The organism is Listeria marthii (assembly GCF_014227425.1).
In the GTDB taxonomy this organism is placed as follows: Bacteria; Bacillota; Bacilli; order Lactobacillales; family Listeriaceae; genus Listeria; species Listeria marthii.
In genome coordinates, this window is record NZ_JAASWB010000004.1 from 80,227 (window position 1) to 95,989 (window position 15,763).

At 38.6% G+C, this 15,763-nt stretch carries 20 protein-coding genes and 1 riboswitch; of the genes, 2 read left to right on the plus strand and 18 right to left on the minus strand.

Annotated elements, in window-relative coordinates; translation table 11 throughout:
• Positions 1 to 37 precede the first annotated feature (37 nt).
• A riboswitch (SAM riboswitch) is annotated at positions 38 to 140 on the minus strand.
• A gap of 140 nt (positions 141 to 280) precedes the next feature.
• Positions 281 to 559, minus strand: a complete 279-nt coding sequence (locus tag HCJ55_RS08085; RefSeq protein ID WP_185504175.1) for a GNAT family N-acetyltransferase — start codon at positions 557 to 559, stop codon at positions 281 to 283.
• A gap of 11 nt (positions 560 to 570) precedes the next feature.
• Positions 571 to 804, minus strand: coding sequence for a (4Fe-4S)-binding protein (locus HCJ55_RS08090; protein WP_149174566.1), 234 nt, complete (start codon positions 802 to 804; stop codon positions 571 to 573).
• A 178-nt stretch (positions 805 to 982) separates the two neighbouring features.
• Between HCJ55_RS08090 and HCJ55_RS08095 the strand changes: the two genes are divergently transcribed.
• On the plus strand, positions 983 to 2,491 hold the full coding sequence (locus HCJ55_RS08095; protein ID WP_185517709.1) for an IMP dehydrogenase: 1,509 nt from the start codon (positions 983 to 985) through the stop codon (positions 2,489 to 2,491).
• A 63-nt stretch (positions 2,492 to 2,554) separates the two neighbouring features.
• Here the strand turns inward: HCJ55_RS08095 and HCJ55_RS08100 are convergent, their stop codons facing one another.
• The gene (locus HCJ55_RS08100; RefSeq protein ID WP_185506536.1) at positions 2,555 to 3,304 is read right to left on the minus strand and encodes an EAL domain-containing protein; all 750 of its coding nucleotides are present in this window, start codon (positions 3,302 to 3,304) and stop codon (positions 2,555 to 2,557) included.
• A 187-nt stretch (positions 3,305 to 3,491) separates the two neighbouring features.
• Here HCJ55_RS08100 and HCJ55_RS08105 point away from each other — a divergent pair, with 187 nt between their 5' ends.
• Positions 3,492 to 5,846, plus strand: coding sequence for a bifunctional metallophosphatase/5'-nucleotidase (locus HCJ55_RS08105; RefSeq protein ID WP_185517710.1), 2,355 nt, complete (start codon positions 3,492 to 3,494; stop codon positions 5,844 to 5,846).
• Positions 5,847 to 5,883: 37 nt separating this feature from the next.
• Here HCJ55_RS08105 and HCJ55_RS08110 read toward each other — a convergent pair whose 3' ends face one another.
• From HCJ55_RS08110 to lmaD, 15 genes are all read right to left on the minus strand, one after another.
• Complete coding sequence (locus HCJ55_RS08110) at positions 5,884 to 6,612, minus strand: N-acetylmuramoyl-L-alanine amidase (protein WP_185502719.1); 729 nt, start codon at positions 6,610 to 6,612, stop codon at positions 5,884 to 5,886.
• Positions 6,593 to 7,015 (minus strand): phage holin family protein, encoded by a 423-nt coding sequence (locus HCJ55_RS08115; RefSeq protein ID WP_008946531.1) that lies wholly within the window; start codon positions 7,013 to 7,015, stop codon positions 6,593 to 6,595. Before HCJ55_RS08115 ends, HCJ55_RS08110 begins: the two co-directional genes overlap by 20 nt.
• Positions 7,016 to 7,033: 18 nt before the next feature.
• Positions 7,034 to 7,570, minus strand: coding sequence for a hypothetical protein (locus HCJ55_RS08120; protein ID WP_185502720.1), 537 nt, complete (start codon positions 7,568 to 7,570; stop codon positions 7,034 to 7,036).
• The gene (locus HCJ55_RS08125; RefSeq protein ID WP_185502721.1) at positions 7,567 to 8,046 is read right to left on the minus strand and encodes a hypothetical protein; all 480 of its coding nucleotides are present in this window, start codon (positions 8,044 to 8,046) and stop codon (positions 7,567 to 7,569) included. The genes HCJ55_RS08120 and HCJ55_RS08125 overlap by 4 nt, the downstream gene beginning before the upstream one ends.
• Before the next feature lie 14 nt (positions 8,047 to 8,060).
• A complete protein-coding gene (locus HCJ55_RS08130) occupies positions 8,061 to 8,636 on the minus strand; it encodes an alpha-amylase (RefSeq protein WP_185517712.1) in 576 nt (191 codons plus the stop codon).
• A gap of 14 nt (positions 8,637 to 8,650) precedes the next feature.
• Entirely contained in the window at positions 8,651 to 8,950 is a 300-nt protein-coding gene (locus HCJ55_RS08135) for a CCA-adding enzyme (protein ID WP_185504179.1), read from the minus strand.
• Positions 8,940 to 10,076 (minus strand): phage tail protein, encoded by a 1,137-nt coding sequence (locus HCJ55_RS08140; RefSeq protein WP_185504180.1) that lies wholly within the window; start codon positions 10,074 to 10,076, stop codon positions 8,940 to 8,942. The genes HCJ55_RS08135 and HCJ55_RS08140 overlap by 11 nt, the downstream gene beginning before the upstream one ends.
• A 9-nt stretch (positions 10,077 to 10,085) precedes the next feature.
• Positions 10,086 to 10,904, minus strand: coding sequence for a phage tail family protein (locus HCJ55_RS08145; protein ID WP_185517714.1), 819 nt, complete (start codon positions 10,902 to 10,904; stop codon positions 10,086 to 10,088).
• Positions 10,904 to 12,769, minus strand: a complete 1,866-nt coding sequence (locus tag HCJ55_RS08150; protein ID WP_185502726.1) for a phage tail protein — start codon at positions 12,767 to 12,769, stop codon at positions 10,904 to 10,906. Before HCJ55_RS08150 ends, HCJ55_RS08145 begins: the two co-directional genes overlap by 1 nt.
• The gene (locus HCJ55_RS08155; protein WP_221643260.1) at positions 12,756 to 13,091 is read right to left on the minus strand and encodes a phenylalanine racemase; all 336 of its coding nucleotides are present in this window, start codon (positions 13,089 to 13,091) and stop codon (positions 12,756 to 12,758) included. Before HCJ55_RS08155 ends, HCJ55_RS08150 begins: the two co-directional genes overlap by 14 nt.
• 110 nt (positions 13,092 to 13,201) lie before the next feature.
• Positions 13,202 to 13,504 (minus strand): segregation and condensation protein B, encoded by a 303-nt coding sequence (locus HCJ55_RS08160; protein ID WP_185502728.1) that lies wholly within the window; start codon positions 13,502 to 13,504, stop codon positions 13,202 to 13,204.
• A 47-nt stretch (positions 13,505 to 13,551) separates the two neighbouring features.
• Positions 13,552 to 14,064, minus strand: coding sequence for a protein LmaA (gene lmaA / locus HCJ55_RS08165; protein ID WP_185391671.1), 513 nt, complete (start codon positions 14,062 to 14,064; stop codon positions 13,552 to 13,554).
• A gap of 12 nt (positions 14,065 to 14,076) precedes the next feature.
• Positions 14,077 to 14,466, minus strand: a complete 390-nt coding sequence (locus tag HCJ55_RS08170) for a DUF5072 family protein (protein WP_185517716.1) — start codon at positions 14,464 to 14,466, stop codon at positions 14,077 to 14,079.
• A gap of 280 nt (positions 14,467 to 14,746) precedes the next feature.
• Positions 14,747 to 15,163, minus strand: coding sequence for an ArpU family phage packaging/lysis transcriptional regulator (locus tag HCJ55_RS08175; RefSeq protein ID WP_008946530.1), 417 nt, complete (start codon positions 15,161 to 15,163; stop codon positions 14,747 to 14,749).
• Between the two features lie 11 nt (positions 15,164 to 15,174).
• Positions 15,175 to 15,603 carry a protein LmaD gene (gene lmaD / locus HCJ55_RS08180; protein WP_008946529.1) on the minus strand — a complete coding sequence of 143 codons (429 nt, stop codon included), beginning with the start codon at positions 15,601 to 15,603 and terminating at the stop codon, positions 15,175 to 15,177.
• Positions 15,604 to 15,763 lie beyond the last annotated feature (160 nt).

Genomic DNA, 15,763 nt, shown 5'->3' on the forward strand with positions numbered 1-15,763 from the left:
TTTTTGGTCAGAATCGAAGCGCCTCATTAAAAGCTACTACTTATCTGCCAGAATATTACTTCTGATCGGAATTAGCATAGAACTTGCGCTCCGCTGCTGGGTTTCACTGGGCCGATTCCCTCCACCACTCTTGATAAGAAAACGTAATACTATTATTCCTATAAGTTTACTGTGAATTAAAGATACACTGAAACAAAGCAGATGTCAAGAAGAGAAAACTGAAATCCCAAAAATTATTTTATAAAAAAATAGACCGGGCAGAAAACCCAGTCTACGCTTGTTATTTAGATGCTTCTACTTCTTGATATTCCGGCTTCTTAGAAAACTCAGCTTTTGCAAATGGACAAAGCGGAATAATTTTCTTCCCTTCTGATTTTGCTTTTTCAACCGCGCGTTTCACCAGTTCTTGGGCTATTCCTTGACCTCGAGCCGCATCATCCACGCCAGTATGGTCAATAATAAACATATCTTCCCCAGTTGGCACAAAAGTCACTTCGCCAACCTCTACGCCTTCATCATTTACAGCATAAATTCTATTTTCACCATTTTTATATTCCATTTAATCTCCTCCTATTTCTCGATATATTGAAGCGCTCCACTTGGGCAAGTATGAATCACCCGCTTCGCCTCTTCTTTCGATACATTATCCGGCATAATCCACGGTTTTCGGTCCAAATTAAAAAGTTCTGCGTTACCTTTTACACAATTACCCGAATGCTCGCAAACATTTGTATTAAAATAAATATCTATATCCGCCCCGCGATACTTACGGTAGCCTCGTTCAAGCAGCGTTTCCTCGTCCATCTGATTACCTCCTTCGCCAAAGTTTCTCTACCTTTCATCTATTCCACTCATCACCCAAAAGAAAACGTCCAGAAACATTCCTAAAAAAGCTCCCCCAATCATTGACTTTCCTGCCAGTTATTGAAATAATAAAGATATTTTATAAATTCATTTAAAAATAGAAGAAGGAGTGGAAATAATGGCATTTTATTTTGAAGAACCGTCCCGCACATTTAGTGAATTTTTACTTGTTCCAGGCTACTCATCCGCTGAATGTGTTCCAACAAACGTTAGCTTAAAAACACCAATCGTAAAATTTAAAAAGGGTGAAGAATCTGCTATCACAATGAACATTCCGCTTGTTTCCGCAATTATGCAAGCTGTTTCCGACGATAATATGGGTATCGCTCTTGCTACAGAAGGTGGCGTATCATTCATCTTCGGCTCCCAGTCCATCGAAAGTGAAGCGGCAATGGTTTCTCGCGTGAAAAATCATAAAGCTGGTTTCGTTATTAGCGATTCCAACATCAGCCCAGACAAAACCCTTCAAGACATTCTTGATTTAAAAGAAAAAACTGGTCATTCCACAGTTGCAGTTACAGAAGACGGCACGGCGCACGGTAAATTACTAGGAATCGTGACAAGTCGCGACTACCGCGTAACGCGCATGAGCCCAGACGAAAAAGTTGCTGATTTCATGACTCCTTTCGAAAAATTAGTTACTGCTAACAAATCGACCACTTTAAAAGAAGCTAACAACATTATTTGGGACAACAAATTAAATGCCTTACCACTTGTAGACGACAATAAAAACTTAGTCCATATGGTATTCCGCAAAGACTATGACTCCAATAAAGAAAACAAATTAGAACTACTTGATTCCTCGAAACGTTACGTTGTTGGAGCTGGTATTAACACGCGTGACTATGAAGAACGTGTTCCCGCTCTAGTAGAAGCTGGCGCAGACATTCTTTGTATCGATTCCTCGGAAGGTTACTCCGAATGGCAAAAACGCACACTTGACTATGTTCGAGGCAGATACGGCGATACGGTCAAAGTTGGCGCAGGAAATGTCGTTGACCGCGATGGTTTCCGTTATCTTGCCGAAGCTGGCGCTGATTTCGTTAAAGTCGGCGTTGGTGGTGGTTCAATCTGTATCACTCGTGAACAAAAAGGTATCGGCCGCGGCCAAGCAACTGCCTTAATTGACGTTGCTAAAGCCCGCGATGAATATTTTGAAGAAACTGGTGTGTATATTCCGATTTGTTCTGACGGTGGAATTGTGTATGACTACCATATGACGCTAGCTCTAGCAATGGGTGCTGACTTCATCATGCTTGGTCGTTACTTCTCCCGTTTTGACGAAAGCCCTACTAACAAAGTGAATTTAAATGGCACGTATATGAAAGAATATTGGGGCGAAGGAGCTAACCGCGCGCGTAACTGGCAACGTTATGACCTTGGCGGCGACAAAAAATTATCCTTTGAAGAAGGCGTAGATTCTTATGTTCCTTATGCTGGATCCTTGAAAGACAATGTCGCAATCAGCCTTAGTAAAGTCCGCTCTACGATGTGTAACTGCGGCGCGCTCAATATCCCTGAATTACAACAAAAAGCAAAAATCACACTCGTTTCGTCCACTTCTATCGTAGAAGGCGGCGCACATGACGTTGTTGTAAAAGATGCTTCTAACAATTTAATCAAATAAAAATAAAATTGGTTGGTGTGAATTTGGTAAATTACCATTCTCACACCAACCAATTTTTCTATTTCACACAATAGAATACTTTTGTTTAATTTCTTCCATTGGGAGCGGACGGCTAAAATAATAACCTTGGAAATAGTCGACTTTCATTTCCCGTAATTTTTCGACTTGCTCAATGTCCTCTACGCCTTCTGTTACTACTTTTCCGCCTAAATCATGGCATAAATTCACAATCGCGCGAATAATAATTTGCTGTCTGCGATCCGTTTTTAAAAGCGCAATAAACGACATATCCGTTTTGACAATATCAATCGGCAAGCTCCGCAAATACGCAAGCGAACTATAACCCTTTCCAAAATCATCCATGCTCACTTTGACACCAAGATTTTTTATTTTTAGTAAGTTTTTGTTCGCAACAGCAAGCTCCGTAATTTCGCCCCGTTCGATAATTTCTATTTCTAAGCATTCCGGATACTTTAAATGTTCTTTCACATAATCGTGTAAATGAGCCATATAATTACTGCTTACCACATAATGCGCCGGAATATTAATCGAAATCGAAAAACGGCCACCTAGTTGGTTGAGTTGTTCTATCGCTGTTTCGGCAACAAAATCTTGCATTTCCCGCGTTGCATTTAAAAGGACAATATCTTCAAAGAAATCAATTGGAGTCAAAATTGCCGTCGCTGTTTTTAGTCGAACCAAACCTTCAAAACCGATAATTTTATTCGTTTTCGCATCTACTTTTGGCTGATAATAAAGCAAGTAACTATTTCTCCTAATCGCATCCCAAATTTCCGTGCTAGAGATATCCATCTTATCCCTCCTTTTTCTATAGTTTACCCTTTTTTCAATCGAAATGAAAATATAGCCAAATATTATCATTACATTTACACAAAATCCATATTACCTATTGCTAGGGGGATTTCTCTTTGCTACAATTATAGCTAGGCACCTATGAGTTAGCGCTTACAAAATTGCCACTGGCGAAAAAAGGGAGAGTGTGAAAGTGAACAAATTTTTCAAAAAAACTACACATGTTTTACTCGTAGCAGGGCTCACAATCGGACTTACAGCACCATTCACCGGGACAACAGCACAAGCAGCAGCAGATACGGTTCCCATTCAGATTTTGGGAATAAATGATTTCCACGGAGCGCTTGAAACAGCCTCCAAAGATGCATCCGGCTCACCAATCGGCGGCGCAGATTACTTAGCTACCAATTTGGATAACGCCACTACTTCATTTTTACAGGCAAATCCAGGAGCTACAGCTGATAACGCCATTCGTGTTCAAGCGGGTGATATGGTCGGCGCAAGCCCAGCAGTATCAGGTTTACTTCAAGACGAGCCAACGATGAAAGTTCTCCAAAAAATGAATTTCGAAGTCGGCACATTAGGTAACCATGAATTTGATGAAGGATTACCTGAATACAAACGAATTTTGGATGGGGTTTCTACAAACAAATTCGGACCAATCGTAGAAGCTTATCCACGCGTTAAAAGTGACATGAAAATCGTCGCAGCTAACGTTGTCAACAAAGGAACAAACACAGTCGCAGAAGGCTTTTTACCATACTATGTAAAAGAAATTGATGGCGTCAAAGTTGGCTTCATCGGTATCGTTACTACAGAAATTCCTAACTTAGTTCTTGCGAATCATATTAAAGACTACGATTTCCTTGATGAAGCAGAAACAATCGTAAAATACTCTGCTGAACTTAGAGGCCAAGGCGTTAACGCAATCGTTGTTTTATCTCACGTTCCGGCACTTTCCACTGGAAATCCAAATACTGGAACAAAACAAGATGTAGCTGGTGAAGCTGCTAATATGATCACAAAAGCAAACGAATTAGACCCAAATAACTCGGTCGATTTAGTCCTTGCTGGTCACAATCACCAATACACAAACGGATTAGTTGGCAAAACTCGTATCGTCCAAAGTTACAACAATGGCAAAGCTTTTTCAGACGTAACTGGCGAACTTGATAAAACTACCGGCGACTTCGTTTCACCACCCGACGCTAAAATTACATACAACACGAGAAGCGTCACACCAAATGCCGATATTACAGCCGTAACTGAAGATGCGAAAAGCCGCATTGAAGGAGTTATCAACGAAACTATCGGGCTGGCAAATAAAGACGTCATTTCTCGTGACACAAATTCAGACAATAAAGCAATCGATGATAAAGAATCCGAGCTTGGTAACATGATTACGGATGCGCAACGTTACATGGCAAACAAAGCCGGCGCCGATGTCGACTTTGCGATGACAAATAACGGCGGAATTCGTTCCGATCTTACTACTCGCCTTGCAAATGGTCAAAACGAAATCACATGGGGCGCGGCTCAAGCTGTTCAACCATTTGGTAACATTTTGCAAGTAGTGGAAATGACTGGTGCTGATATTCTTGAAGCACTAAACCAACAATATTTAAGCAACCAAACTTATTTCCTACAAATTTCTGGCCTAAAATACACTTTCACAGATACAGATGACTTAGATCACGCGTACAAAGTGGCAAGCGTTACAACCGAAGACGGAACTCCTTTAAAAGCTGACCAAAAATACAAAGTCGTAATCAATGACTTCCTATTTGGTGGCGGCGATGGATTCTCTGCCTTCAAAAAAGCAAATCTAGTAACCGCAATCGACCCAGACACAGAAACATTCATCAACTACATTAAAGACCAAAAAGCTGCCGGAAAAGTCATTACAGTCCAAAAAGAAGGACGCAAAGTCTACAAATCCAAAGCTGAAATCGACAAAGAAACCGAAGATGCGGCCATCAAAGCAATCAAAGACGCAACAAAAATCAACAAATTCGCCGAAAAAGACAAAACATTAACCGGAACTACTTTACCAGGCGCAACAGTTTCCGTTCAAAAAGCTGCTACTAATGCAAGAATGGCACTCGCTGCTGGACCTAACGCAACAGCAGACGCAAACGGCAAGTTTTCCGTAGATGTAACATCTTTAAATCTTAAAAAAGGCGACCAAATCACCACAACTATCACTGACCCGAACGGATACAGCACCACTTTCCAAGCAACTGTTCAAGCTGCCGCAACGACTCCTCCAGATAATGGAAACGGCGGTACGGACAATGGGAATGGAAACGGCAATAACGGTGGAACAGATGGGAATGGCGGAACAAATAACGGTAACGGCTCCGGCACAAATGGCGGAACTACTACTACCGAAGATCCGACTACATCTACACCGAATACAACTAAACCAGGAACTTCCTCCAATGCAAACTTACCAACAACTGGTGATACTGCAGGATTTGCAACTGTGTTTGGGATTATTTTAACAACTACTGCGCTTTATGTGTTGCGTAAGAGAAGTTAATTTTAAAAAGGAGCGGCTAAGTTAGCCGCTCCTTTTTCTATCTTTTCCCTGTGTTCACTTCTGTTTTTAGAACCCAGCTTCCCGGAATCCCTTTATTAGTAGTTAAATTCAGCGTTTTTTCCGTTTCCTTATAAACAGAAACCTTTGTTCCAGCCGCCAAATATCCCTTAATATTTTTACCGGAAATCGCATCATTACTAGTCGAATATTTTCCTGCTCGGTATTTTGTTGCTGCTGATTCAAAAATCTCTTTCACGCCTGCCACAATACCTAAGCAAAAATCATCTTGATACGTTTTTGCTTTCAAAATAGTCGCATCAGTCGTATCACAAAAACCCGCTTCTACTAAAATGGCATCCATCGCAGTTTCACGTAAAACAGCAAAATTAGCTTTCTTCATACCTCGATCACGCATATCATGTTTAGTGATTCTAGCAATGACATTTTTGTGAATTGTTTTTTGTATTTCTGCTGTTTTAGCTGGGGTCGATGTATAAATATAATCTTCATAACCCTTACCGCCACCTGCATTAAAATGAATCGAAAGGAACAAATCGGCTTTAAAATGATTCGCTTTTTTCGCCCGTTCACTTAATTCTAAAAACGTATCATTTGTTCGTGTCATCCCCACTTCAAAACCAGCGTTCACTAGTTCCGTTTGCAGCTGTTTTGCGATAGCTAGCACCCAATTTTTTTCAACTAAGCCATTACCAGTCGCGCCAGAATCTTTGCCACCATGGCCAGCATCAATCCATATTTTTGTCATGCTTTTCCTCCTCATCCCCTGATTTCGCATCAAAAATCAAAATTAAATTTTTCAATACTTCCGGGACCTTCATTCCCATTCGAACGAAATTTTCCAAGATGGAAATCAGCTCATTCGCCAAATAGAAAAAGATAACCGCATCCCGCGTCGTATTATGCGTTCCCAGAATCAAATCTATTTGATGCGCAATAGCCACTAAAATTAAGATAGCAATTTTTTTCGCGATTCCTTTGAAACCCATTTTGCTGCTAAGTTCCCCTAGATACCCTGAAGCGAGTAGCCCTGAAACATAGTCAGCTACAATAAAGCACACTAGCACTTTTACCAATATATCCACTTCCCCAAACAAGTATCCAAACACCGCGCCAAATCCCAAAATCCCAATTTTTAGTACGACTTCCATGGAAAACCTCCTTTTTGATTACATAATTGTTATTTGGCGTAGCGCCCATGCTTTATAATTCGAATTATCTGCATGTCCTGAAATACCCGTTGTAGAAACATAGAAATATTTTTTATCTCCATAAGTTCCTGAAGGCATTTGAATTAAAACACCACCGCCTGCAATCTCCAACAATTGTGCTCTAGATAAGAAAACAGAATGATAATAATAATCTTGTGGTGTATTATTTGTTGAGTCATAACGGCTAAATAATAGCGTCATCCCAAATTTCAATTTAGCAGAATCCCATCTGTACGACTGACCCGCACCCATAAGGTTAGCTCCTTTAAAAATGACAATTCCTGAGCCAATTGTATCTACATAATCCTTCGCACTATTTAATGCAGTATTTGCTTTTTGTTCTGCACCCGCAGTAGTTTCTTTATCATTCCAAGTTGTTTTCTCTTCCTCTGAAACAGATACCAATCCTTTAACAGCCTCTGCATGTGTTTCTGGATAGAATTGCTCTAACGTTCCATGTTCATTTTTCTCTGACATTTTTACAATTTTAGTCATTCTGTTACCTCCTTAATAGTTTCAAGCGCGATCACTTGCATCGCATCTAATTTTTCTTTGTCATTACTTGATAAAAATCCGCTTTCTGTTGCCGTGGCATCAGGATGGCTATGGTTTATATCAGCCGCCTCCACATCTGATGCAAATAAATCGACTATTCCAGTTCTGCCATTCACACTGACAACGCCAGCTTCCGGTGATACTAATTCATCTATCTTTTGCTTATCAAATGAACTCATAAAGCCATCAGTCGTATAAGTGGCTAAATCATGGCCGTGATTTTTTTTCGCAGCATAAACATCATCTGCTTCTAGCAAAACCCTTCCAGCCTTCCCATTCACACTGACCACACCTGTCGGAAGCTGCCCTGAAACGTATTCTGTTAATCCAACAATTCCTTCCACATGCGTTTCTGGATAAAATTGCTCTTTTGAATTATCTTCCTTTGTTTGCAGCATTCGCTTAATTTCAGTCATTATTCACTCCTCCTTCACGCGCCAATTGACTCCATTTGATATCGTTCGTTTGCCCCTATTTTCGCAAAGACTAAACTAGTTAACTTTTCAGAAAAGCTCGTTTCACCGGTTTTTTCAAGAACAATATCCGCGCCTTCATTAAAACTAGAAACATTTGAAAAACATACCGTTTGCGCCTCCGAAATTGTTTTACTCGTTAACAATCCGATATCTTGTTTCTGCATGTTTATAATATTTTCCACATCAAACTGCACTGTACTTTTATTACTAAAAATGAGCTGCTCTTGGTTCAATCGTTCTCTTAAAACTGGGTACCTTGTGCCCTCTGCGTCTACTCTGGAATCCACAACTTCACTTAGCTGTTCTGAGCCACTAATCAGTTCATTTACTCGGGCATTAACTGCTTTGTCCACTGTATCAATTTTCTTATTTAAAATTGAATCTGCTTTGTTTACATAGACGTAAATTTCATTTAAACCCGTCGAAATAAAACTGGACCAATCCATTAATTTCTGCCAATTATCATTAGTTTTATTTCTAAATTCTCGACCTTGAAGAAGCATTTCCCATTTCCATAAATCCAACTTCATATGCAACCTCCTCCCTATTCCACTCTAGTCGCCTTTAGCTCACCTGTATTTGTCACCGTTATTTTAAAATTAGCTCCATTTTCCGATACTAAAATTGCATCCTGTTTTTTATTCCAGTTTGAAATATCATTTGCAGTCACATTGTTTTTTTCTGCGTTTTCTTCTATTCCATTTAATTTCGTCTTATCACCGGGCGCCATTAGCCCTGAAGCACTGGTAGTAACTATGCCTAGACCGTCTATAGCATTTAAATGTGTCTTAGGATAAAAAACTGTATCATCTGTATTTTTTAAAACTCTAATTTCAGTTGCCATCTACAACACCTACTACTTCTGTTAAAATCCGCGAATCAAAAGCATTCATTGCGATGCTCGAAAACGAATTAATTTTATTTGATTCCACTTTAGCTTTTTTCACTTGATTCGCGATTTGTGTTTGAATCCTTACCATATCCCGGCGCGAATTACTAAAGCCAACATCTTGAAATTTCTTACTCCACGGATGTCCCGATTTAATTCTCGTAACTTTCACTTCTGTTTCAAATCCCATTGGCTCATGGATAAAATACCAAACATCGCGCTCTGTTACTGTCTCAGTTCCTTTATAGGTAATATTTAAAGATGTTTCAGGAACATCTAGAATTTGTTTTTTTGCAAACTCTAATAAGTCGTTATTGTTTGTAATTTTGTCATCGCTCTTTGCATTCGCCATCCGCTTTCCATAAATAGTCTCATTTGGCGAAGTATACGTAACAACAGCCATATACTTATTATCTCCAGTTAGTTTATCTGCATTTTCTTTTTGCTTTCCGTAACATTTTATCTGCGTTTTCAAATTATCTGTGTTCGTATCGACGGAAACTTCTTCTGTATTATATAAATAGCGAAATTGCTTCTCTGTCTTCGTATACCAGCTTGCCTCATCATAGAAATACAGTTTTTTATTATCCGCAAATAATATCGCCCCAAACTCTTCTAAACATAAATTCACTAGTTCTAAGCCATTTTTATTTCCTAAGTCTTCTAACTCAACTAACGGAAAACGTCCTTGTATCTCATATGAAAAACCAAGTTCATTACCTTCCAACGCAAATTCCATCACAGTTTGAATCGAATATTTTTTCAGACCAGCTTTCACATTATACTGAACATGATCCTGTACCGTATAACTTATATGCTGAGCTGTTACTTGCTTAGAAATGGTATTCCCAATAACTTTTGGCGCACATTTTTTTATGACAAATTGTTGACCCTGATAAGTCAAAATCGCTTCATTTCCTACTAAATCAAAGGTACTAGCATTCTGTTTCGTTTTATTGACTGTAAAGGAGATGGAGCGGCTCGTATTTTTTTCATAATCGTACGAAAATGAACCATAATCAATATCCGTTAATATCTCTTCTATTTCTTTATCCATACTTTGAATAATTAAATAATCCATACCTATCACCTACCGATAAATGAACGGAAAATTAAAAGCGATCGTTACATCCGTTACACCCTTAATTTCAAAATCGTTCCAGCCTTTTTCTAGTGTGATAATCCCGTGGTTTGTATCTTTTCCTACCCGCTTATTATTAACTAGTGGATAGATATTGTTTAATAGGAGGACATCTGTTTTCTTAATTTCCTGACGATACTCAAAAGATTCTCCAGTCGTAAGGTTGTTAATTGTCGGTTTTCCATTTGCCGTCAACGCAATATCTAATTCGTGGCGCATCAATGGATTCACTCGGTCACTTCCCGCATTATATACACGGAATATATTCTCTTTAAAAACGTAGAATAAATCATCTCGGTTCGATAAGTTCATCCCCATCTGCCATAAATCTTCCTCAAAAGTCATCGGATTAAGGCATGTACCTCGCGACTCCGCATATCCTTTAAATACATCAAATTCAATGGTTAATGTTCCTACACGATCAGATTCTCGGCTAAAGTCAAAGGGCTTTGGATGTACCTCATACCGAATTCCCGGCATTTGATCGCTCCAAATATAATAACTATCCCGCTGAAATAAAAACTCATAAATTTCTCTCACAGCTAAATGGTAATCTGGTATATCAAGTGCCTGTATATTACATTTTGCACTGAAAACAAAAGGTTTAAATTGAATTGTTCCTGGAATTACTCCGTCAGTTCCACTAATTTCAGCAATTTCCATACTTAATTGCGGACTTTGTCTTGCTACTTCTTGAACCGAAAGCCCCGGAAACGTTTCACTAAGCGAATGAATTTTTCCATTTAGTTCTAAATACAAATCACTCATTAATAAGCCGCACCTCCCATTGCATAATTATATTGATCAAATGAGTTAGCTTGATTACGGCTAACTACTTCAGACACAACTTTATCATCCATCTTGATAACTGGATTTTTTTGTAGTAAACGTTCTAAAAGATTTTCCACCCTAGCTAAATCAGTTCCTTGATTTGTATATAGCATGGACTTATTACCACGTGCGCTTTCTCTTGCGTATTTCATCGTTGCATCATGCGGAATGACTTGAGAACCAGATGGTAAAACAACCATTTCTCCTCGGCCACCTTCATTCATTCGAGCAAAGCCACCTTGGAAGTTTGTTGTCCCAGAAATTAATTGTGGGATTTTACTTATTTCAACACCCGGAATTTTATTAATCAGACCAATTGCTGAGTTAATTCCGCTAATTACAACATTTACAAACCCTTTTACATTGTCTACAACTGTCTGAATTGCACTGGAAACTCCATCAAAAATATTGCCAACAAAATCAGTCAGTCCACCCCAAGCACCTTTAATTCCATCAAAAACATCTGTGATAATGCGCTTCACACCATTAAATACGGATGAAACAGTATCAGAAATACCTGTAATAACTGCTTTAATACCATCAATAATTCCTGAAATTGTCGACATAATGGAATTCCAAATTTTAGATGCGACTGCAAATACAACTCCGAATGCTGTACCAATAATAGAAACGATAGTGGTAAAAATATTGGTAATAAAAGCAATAATCGGCTGGATAATTCCAATAACTGCTGTAATTACACTAGCAATAAAGCTAATAATTTTCCCAATAACATTAGAAATCGTTGTCGCAATAATGACAACATAGCTAATAATTGTAGTAATAATCGAGATAATAATGCCAATAATCGTCATAACAATCGGCATAATTTTACTTATATAAGAAATAATCGTCATAACAATCTGGATAACAACCGTGGCAATCTGCATAATTATCGGAATCAAAAATTGAATAACTCCCATGATTCCTTGAATAATCACCATAACACTCGGTAAAATTGCCGAAACAAGTGACATTACAGCTTGAACAATTTGCATAATAACTGGCATAAGCATTGAAACCAGCATCGAAATAAACGGCATTAATTGAGCCACTAACTGAGCGAAAAAGGTGATAAATTGCATAACCATTGGCATTAAAGCAGCGCCAATTTGACCGACCGCTGTAACAATTTGCATGATAATCGGCATTAAACTGGCCATTAATTGTCCAAATAGCTGCCCAACTTGCGTCACTACCGACATTACAGTATTACGAAATGATTCATTAGTACTCATCAAATACACAAATGCTGCTACTAGTGCTACAATCCCGATAATAACTAATCCCATTGGTGAAGTTAACTTACCCATAATTCCGCCAACACTACCAATAGAAGACATCAATCCGCCTAAATGTTTCTTCACTTCCATGAAGCCACTAGCTAGATTCGTAATTCCTTGCACCCCGCCAGATACTCCGCCAAGCATCGTGCTCAAACCACCAACCCCAGTTGACAAACTTGAAAATAACGTACCATTCTGGACACTTGACCCTAGGTTTTTAAACGCATCCGTGATCCCACCAACAGAGCCAACAGCCGTACCAAATCCCGATGTAATCGCTTGGCTACTAGAACCCAGTTGACCAAACGCCGAACTGATACTACCAAGTCCAGATTGGAGATCATCCAAAGACCCCGTAATTTTGGAAGCTGGATCAGCATTTCCTACGTCTTCAATTGTCATTTTCAGTTCTGTAAATCGTTGCTGAACAGTAGCTGCCATTTCATCTAACCTACCAACTTGCGCTGTCAAAACACTCTCGTTAAACTCGAACGTTATTTTTTTAGAATCCGCCATCCATTTTCCCCCTTTCTTCTTTATTTTTAGGTCTACGCAACCCATTTGCACCATAAACCCTATCAATCCACGCTTTGCCTTCCTGCGCCTCATTCTCAGAAATTGCTTGAAGTGCATTTACTGTATAATTAACATCTGCTTTCTTCTGACGTTTTTTATGCAACTCGATAAAACGTGAATTCCGTTTTCGATTGAGATTCTGTTCTGCATTTAAAACAGCATTTCGGAGCATAGTAGATTCAAAAATCACCTTGTTTTCCCATTCTTTCATGATGAAATTTTTCTCCACTTCGGTTAATTCCTCAAAATCATGTTTTGTCATATGAAAATTAACTACGAAAAAAGCGAATTGTTTTTCGAGATCAAAATCATTATCGCTTTCACTATTCACTTCTCCATCTTCTGCTCCAAAATACTCAAACTCAATCTGCTTTAACGGAACAAAAAACCCATATCCTCTTGTAATTTCTCAATAACTGCTACATTAAGCGAAATCAAGCCTTGTTCTTCCACTAACTTGTCGAAAATATCCAAAGCTTCTTTTTGTTTTACAGGCACTAGGCCTTTTTCTTCCACTAAACCAGAAACAAATAACGTTTCAATCACTTGATAGCTCAGAATCCCTTTATTCGCAGTCAACGCCGCAACTAGGCTAATCCCAGACGTTAGTTCCACCGTTTTAACTTTTTGCTTATTAAATCGTAAAATATAATTAGTATTATTCACTTCAAACATTTAATTTCCTCCTAAGGGAAAGCCACTTATTTCAGTGGCTCTCTATTTTATTCTGCTGGTGCTACTGGTGTTTCGCCGGGCATTTGATCTCCGCCCTCAGTAATTGTTAAATCAACAAGCGCGCCCATTCCGTCTAGTTTTACAGAATAAGTCATTGCTTCATCAAAAGGTGCCTCAAAACTATAGTCAGCTACAATCGCTAAGCCGCCAAAAAGGCCTTTTTTAGATGCTTGGTTAATAACTTTCACACAAACCGGGCTATCACTTTCAAAATATTTCGCCAATTCTTTATGAGACTCTGCATCAGCGACATATAAACCGTCATTTTCAATAGACCATTCTTTCATTCCGCCGATTTTAGACTTCCAACCGCCAACTGTATCTTTAGATGTAATTTCAATACTATCTTTAGAACGATTGATAGTTAGACCTTGTTGGCCAGCCACCGCTAATAATTTATCTCCTGTTGCGTTAAAAATCGCTAAAAGTACGTCTTTCCCCGCGACCGCTTTAGCAGCTCCCGGTGTATAATCACAATATAAATTTTCTTCAAATGCCATTAATAATTCCCCCTAAATTTTTACTTTTAATTCACGACAAATACTTATTTCAAAACTAGTTTTTGCATGAATTAACGTATTTTCTTTAACTAAATTTTGTTTTCCAAAATGTCGAACTGCCATTAATTTGTATCCTTCAGGCAAAGTAAAGCCCGTTTGGATTAATGTATCAATTTTTTCGACTCCCGCTAAATCCATTTCATTTGTATAATGATGAACTGCAAAACGGTATTTTTCTCTCCAAGATGTGCGGCTTTCTTCTTCCTCTTGCTCGATCATTTCTAGCATCGTTGTGGGTATTTCCACTTGGTCACGCATTACGACAGAAACATCTAGCTGGCCTTTTTCCTGGAGCATTGTTCGGACTGCTTCCAAAACTCTCATGAAGCTCAAACTCTTCACCAAGCGCTCACTCCTTTAAAAACGAAAAGCAACATCCGGTCAAGACCATTCTTAATAATTTATTCCTCCGAACGTTACTTTTCAAAATAGAATATTTGTTTATGTCAACGGAATTAGTATCCAGTAATAAAAACAAATTTCTTGTAAAAACATCATGTATTATCAGAAAATCGGTGCACCTTCATTCTGACGCAGCTTTTATTGTCATCCGCTTGCTGGACAATTAGCTTACTTTTATATTAACGGTAAAATGGTTTTTGAAAATATCATGAAAGTATCATCATTTCCTTACTAAAAGCCCCATAATCGTTGCCAGTTCCAGTACTGCTCGCTTTTTGATGCGTTTAAACTGGGCTATTTCATATGGCAAATCCATCATTACCGCCACATCTTGTTTTTGTTCCACATAACACTCCAGCAAAATATTTCGATATAAATCGTCCATTTGATTTAACGTCGCCGTATATTTCTCCACTAACCAACGCGCTTCCATAATTACTTCCTTATTATGTCTAGCAGAAAATCCCAATGTGCCAAAATGCGGTTCTTCCAAAAATCCGCCTCTAAGTAAAAATGGTTTTTTCGATAAGCCAGCAATTACTCGAAACCGCTGAAAATCCGCAAAAAATCGTTTTACTTCTTGAACTGTCTTTATATAATTGATATCTTTATTCTCCGGTAAAATTAAAACTTGCATCCCATCACTCCTTAATTATGAGCTTCGTTAATGACATAGGCTTCATACTGACACTCAATTGCAGCTGCCGGCAAGCGACCAATTTCCTCTTCTGTTTTATCTAAATGAAAAGCTAACACCTCAATCATTTCCTGCTGTACCGGCTGCGACTTTTTTCTATTTAATCCTTTTTTTCGTTTCCAATCGGCAAGTGACGATCTTGATACCCCAATCAACTTGCTAATTTGCACATCGGATTTAGTCTTTTTATATTCACGGTACTCATCAGGTGTTAAAATAAGTAGCTTTTGCTCCGCCGTTAAAAGGCCTTTTTCTCTATCCCCAAGTGCTTCAAAAAACTCCAACTCTTCTATTAAACGTTTCCGAATAAATCGATTTTCTTCTTGTTCTAGTTGAAAAATTAGTTGGATTTGCTTTTCTTTCAAAAGTTTTCTATCCATCCATTCCCACTTCCATCTCATAAGTTAATATGCTAGTTCGTTGTCACCAAAATGGTGCTATTGATGTAAAATACAGCCGCTTTTATTTTCTAGCTCTACAAATATTATAGCACCATTTTGGTTACTGGTAAACTTTATCCGACAAATATGTTCGAAAAAG

What these genes read in the sequence shown, in the direction of transcription:
- HCJ55_RS08155 (WP_221643260.1), bottom strand. Translation starts at nt 13,091, where the DNA reads ATGACAAAACATGATTTTGAGGAATTAACCGAAGTGGAGAAAAATTTC.
- HCJ55_RS08140 (WP_185504180.1), bottom strand. Translation starts at nt 10,076, where the DNA reads ATGGATTATTTAATTATTCAAAGTATGGATAAAGAAATAGAAGAGATA.
- HCJ55_RS08095 (WP_185517709.1), top strand. Translation starts at nt 983, where the DNA reads ATGGCATTTTATTTTGAAGAACCGTCCCGCACATTTAGTGAATTTTTA.
- HCJ55_RS08085 (WP_185504175.1), bottom strand. Translation starts at nt 559, where the DNA reads ATGGAATATAAAAATGGTGAAAATAGAATTTATGCTGTAAATGATGAA.
- HCJ55_RS08100 (WP_185506536.1), bottom strand. Translation starts at nt 3,304, where the DNA reads ATGGATATCTCTAGCACGGAAATTTGGGATGCGATTAGGAGAAATAGT.
- HCJ55_RS08135 (WP_185504179.1), bottom strand. Translation starts at nt 8,950, where the DNA reads ATGGCAACTGAAATTAGAGTTTTAAAAAATACAGATGATACAGTTTTT.
- HCJ55_RS08125 (WP_185502721.1), bottom strand. Translation starts at nt 8,046, where the DNA reads ATGACTGAAATTAAGCGAATGCTGCAAACAAAGGAAGATAATTCAAAA.
- HCJ55_RS08115 (WP_008946531.1), bottom strand. Translation starts at nt 7,015, where the DNA reads ATGGAAGTCGTACTAAAAATTGGGATTTTGGGATTTGGCGCGGTGTTT.
- lmaD (WP_008946529.1), bottom strand. Translation starts at nt 15,603, where the DNA reads ATGGATAGAAAACTTTTGAAAGAAAAGCAAATCCAACTAATTTTTCAA.
- lmaA (WP_185391671.1), bottom strand. Translation starts at nt 14,064, where the DNA reads ATGGCATTTGAAGAAAATTTATATTGTGATTATACACCGGGAGCTGCT.
- HCJ55_RS08110 (WP_185502719.1), bottom strand. Translation starts at nt 6,612, where the DNA reads ATGACAAAAATATGGATTGATGCTGGCCATGGTGGCAAAGATTCTGGC.
- HCJ55_RS08120 (WP_185502720.1), bottom strand. Translation starts at nt 7,570, where the DNA reads ATGACTAAAATTGTAAAAATGTCAGAGAAAAATGAACATGGAACGTTA.
- HCJ55_RS08145 (WP_185517714.1), bottom strand. Translation starts at nt 10,904, where the DNA reads ATGAGTGATTTGTATTTAGAACTAAATGGAAAAATTCATTCGCTTAGT.
- HCJ55_RS08160 (WP_185502728.1), bottom strand. Translation starts at nt 13,504, where the DNA reads ATGTTTGAAGTGAATAATACTAATTATATTTTACGATTTAATAAGCAA.
- HCJ55_RS08175 (WP_008946530.1), bottom strand. Translation starts at nt 15,163, where the DNA reads ATGCAAGTTTTAATTTTACCGGAGAATAAAGATATCAATTATATAAAG.
- HCJ55_RS08090 (WP_149174566.1), bottom strand. Translation starts at nt 804, where the DNA reads ATGGACGAGGAAACGCTGCTTGAACGAGGCTACCGTAAGTATCGCGGG.
- HCJ55_RS08150 (WP_185502726.1), bottom strand. Translation starts at nt 12,769, where the DNA reads ATGGCGGATTCTAAAAAAATAACGTTCGAGTTTAACGAGAGTGTTTTG.
- HCJ55_RS08130 (WP_185517712.1), bottom strand. Translation starts at nt 8,636, where the DNA reads ATGAAGTTGGATTTATGGAAATGGGAAATGCTTCTTCAAGGTCGAGAA.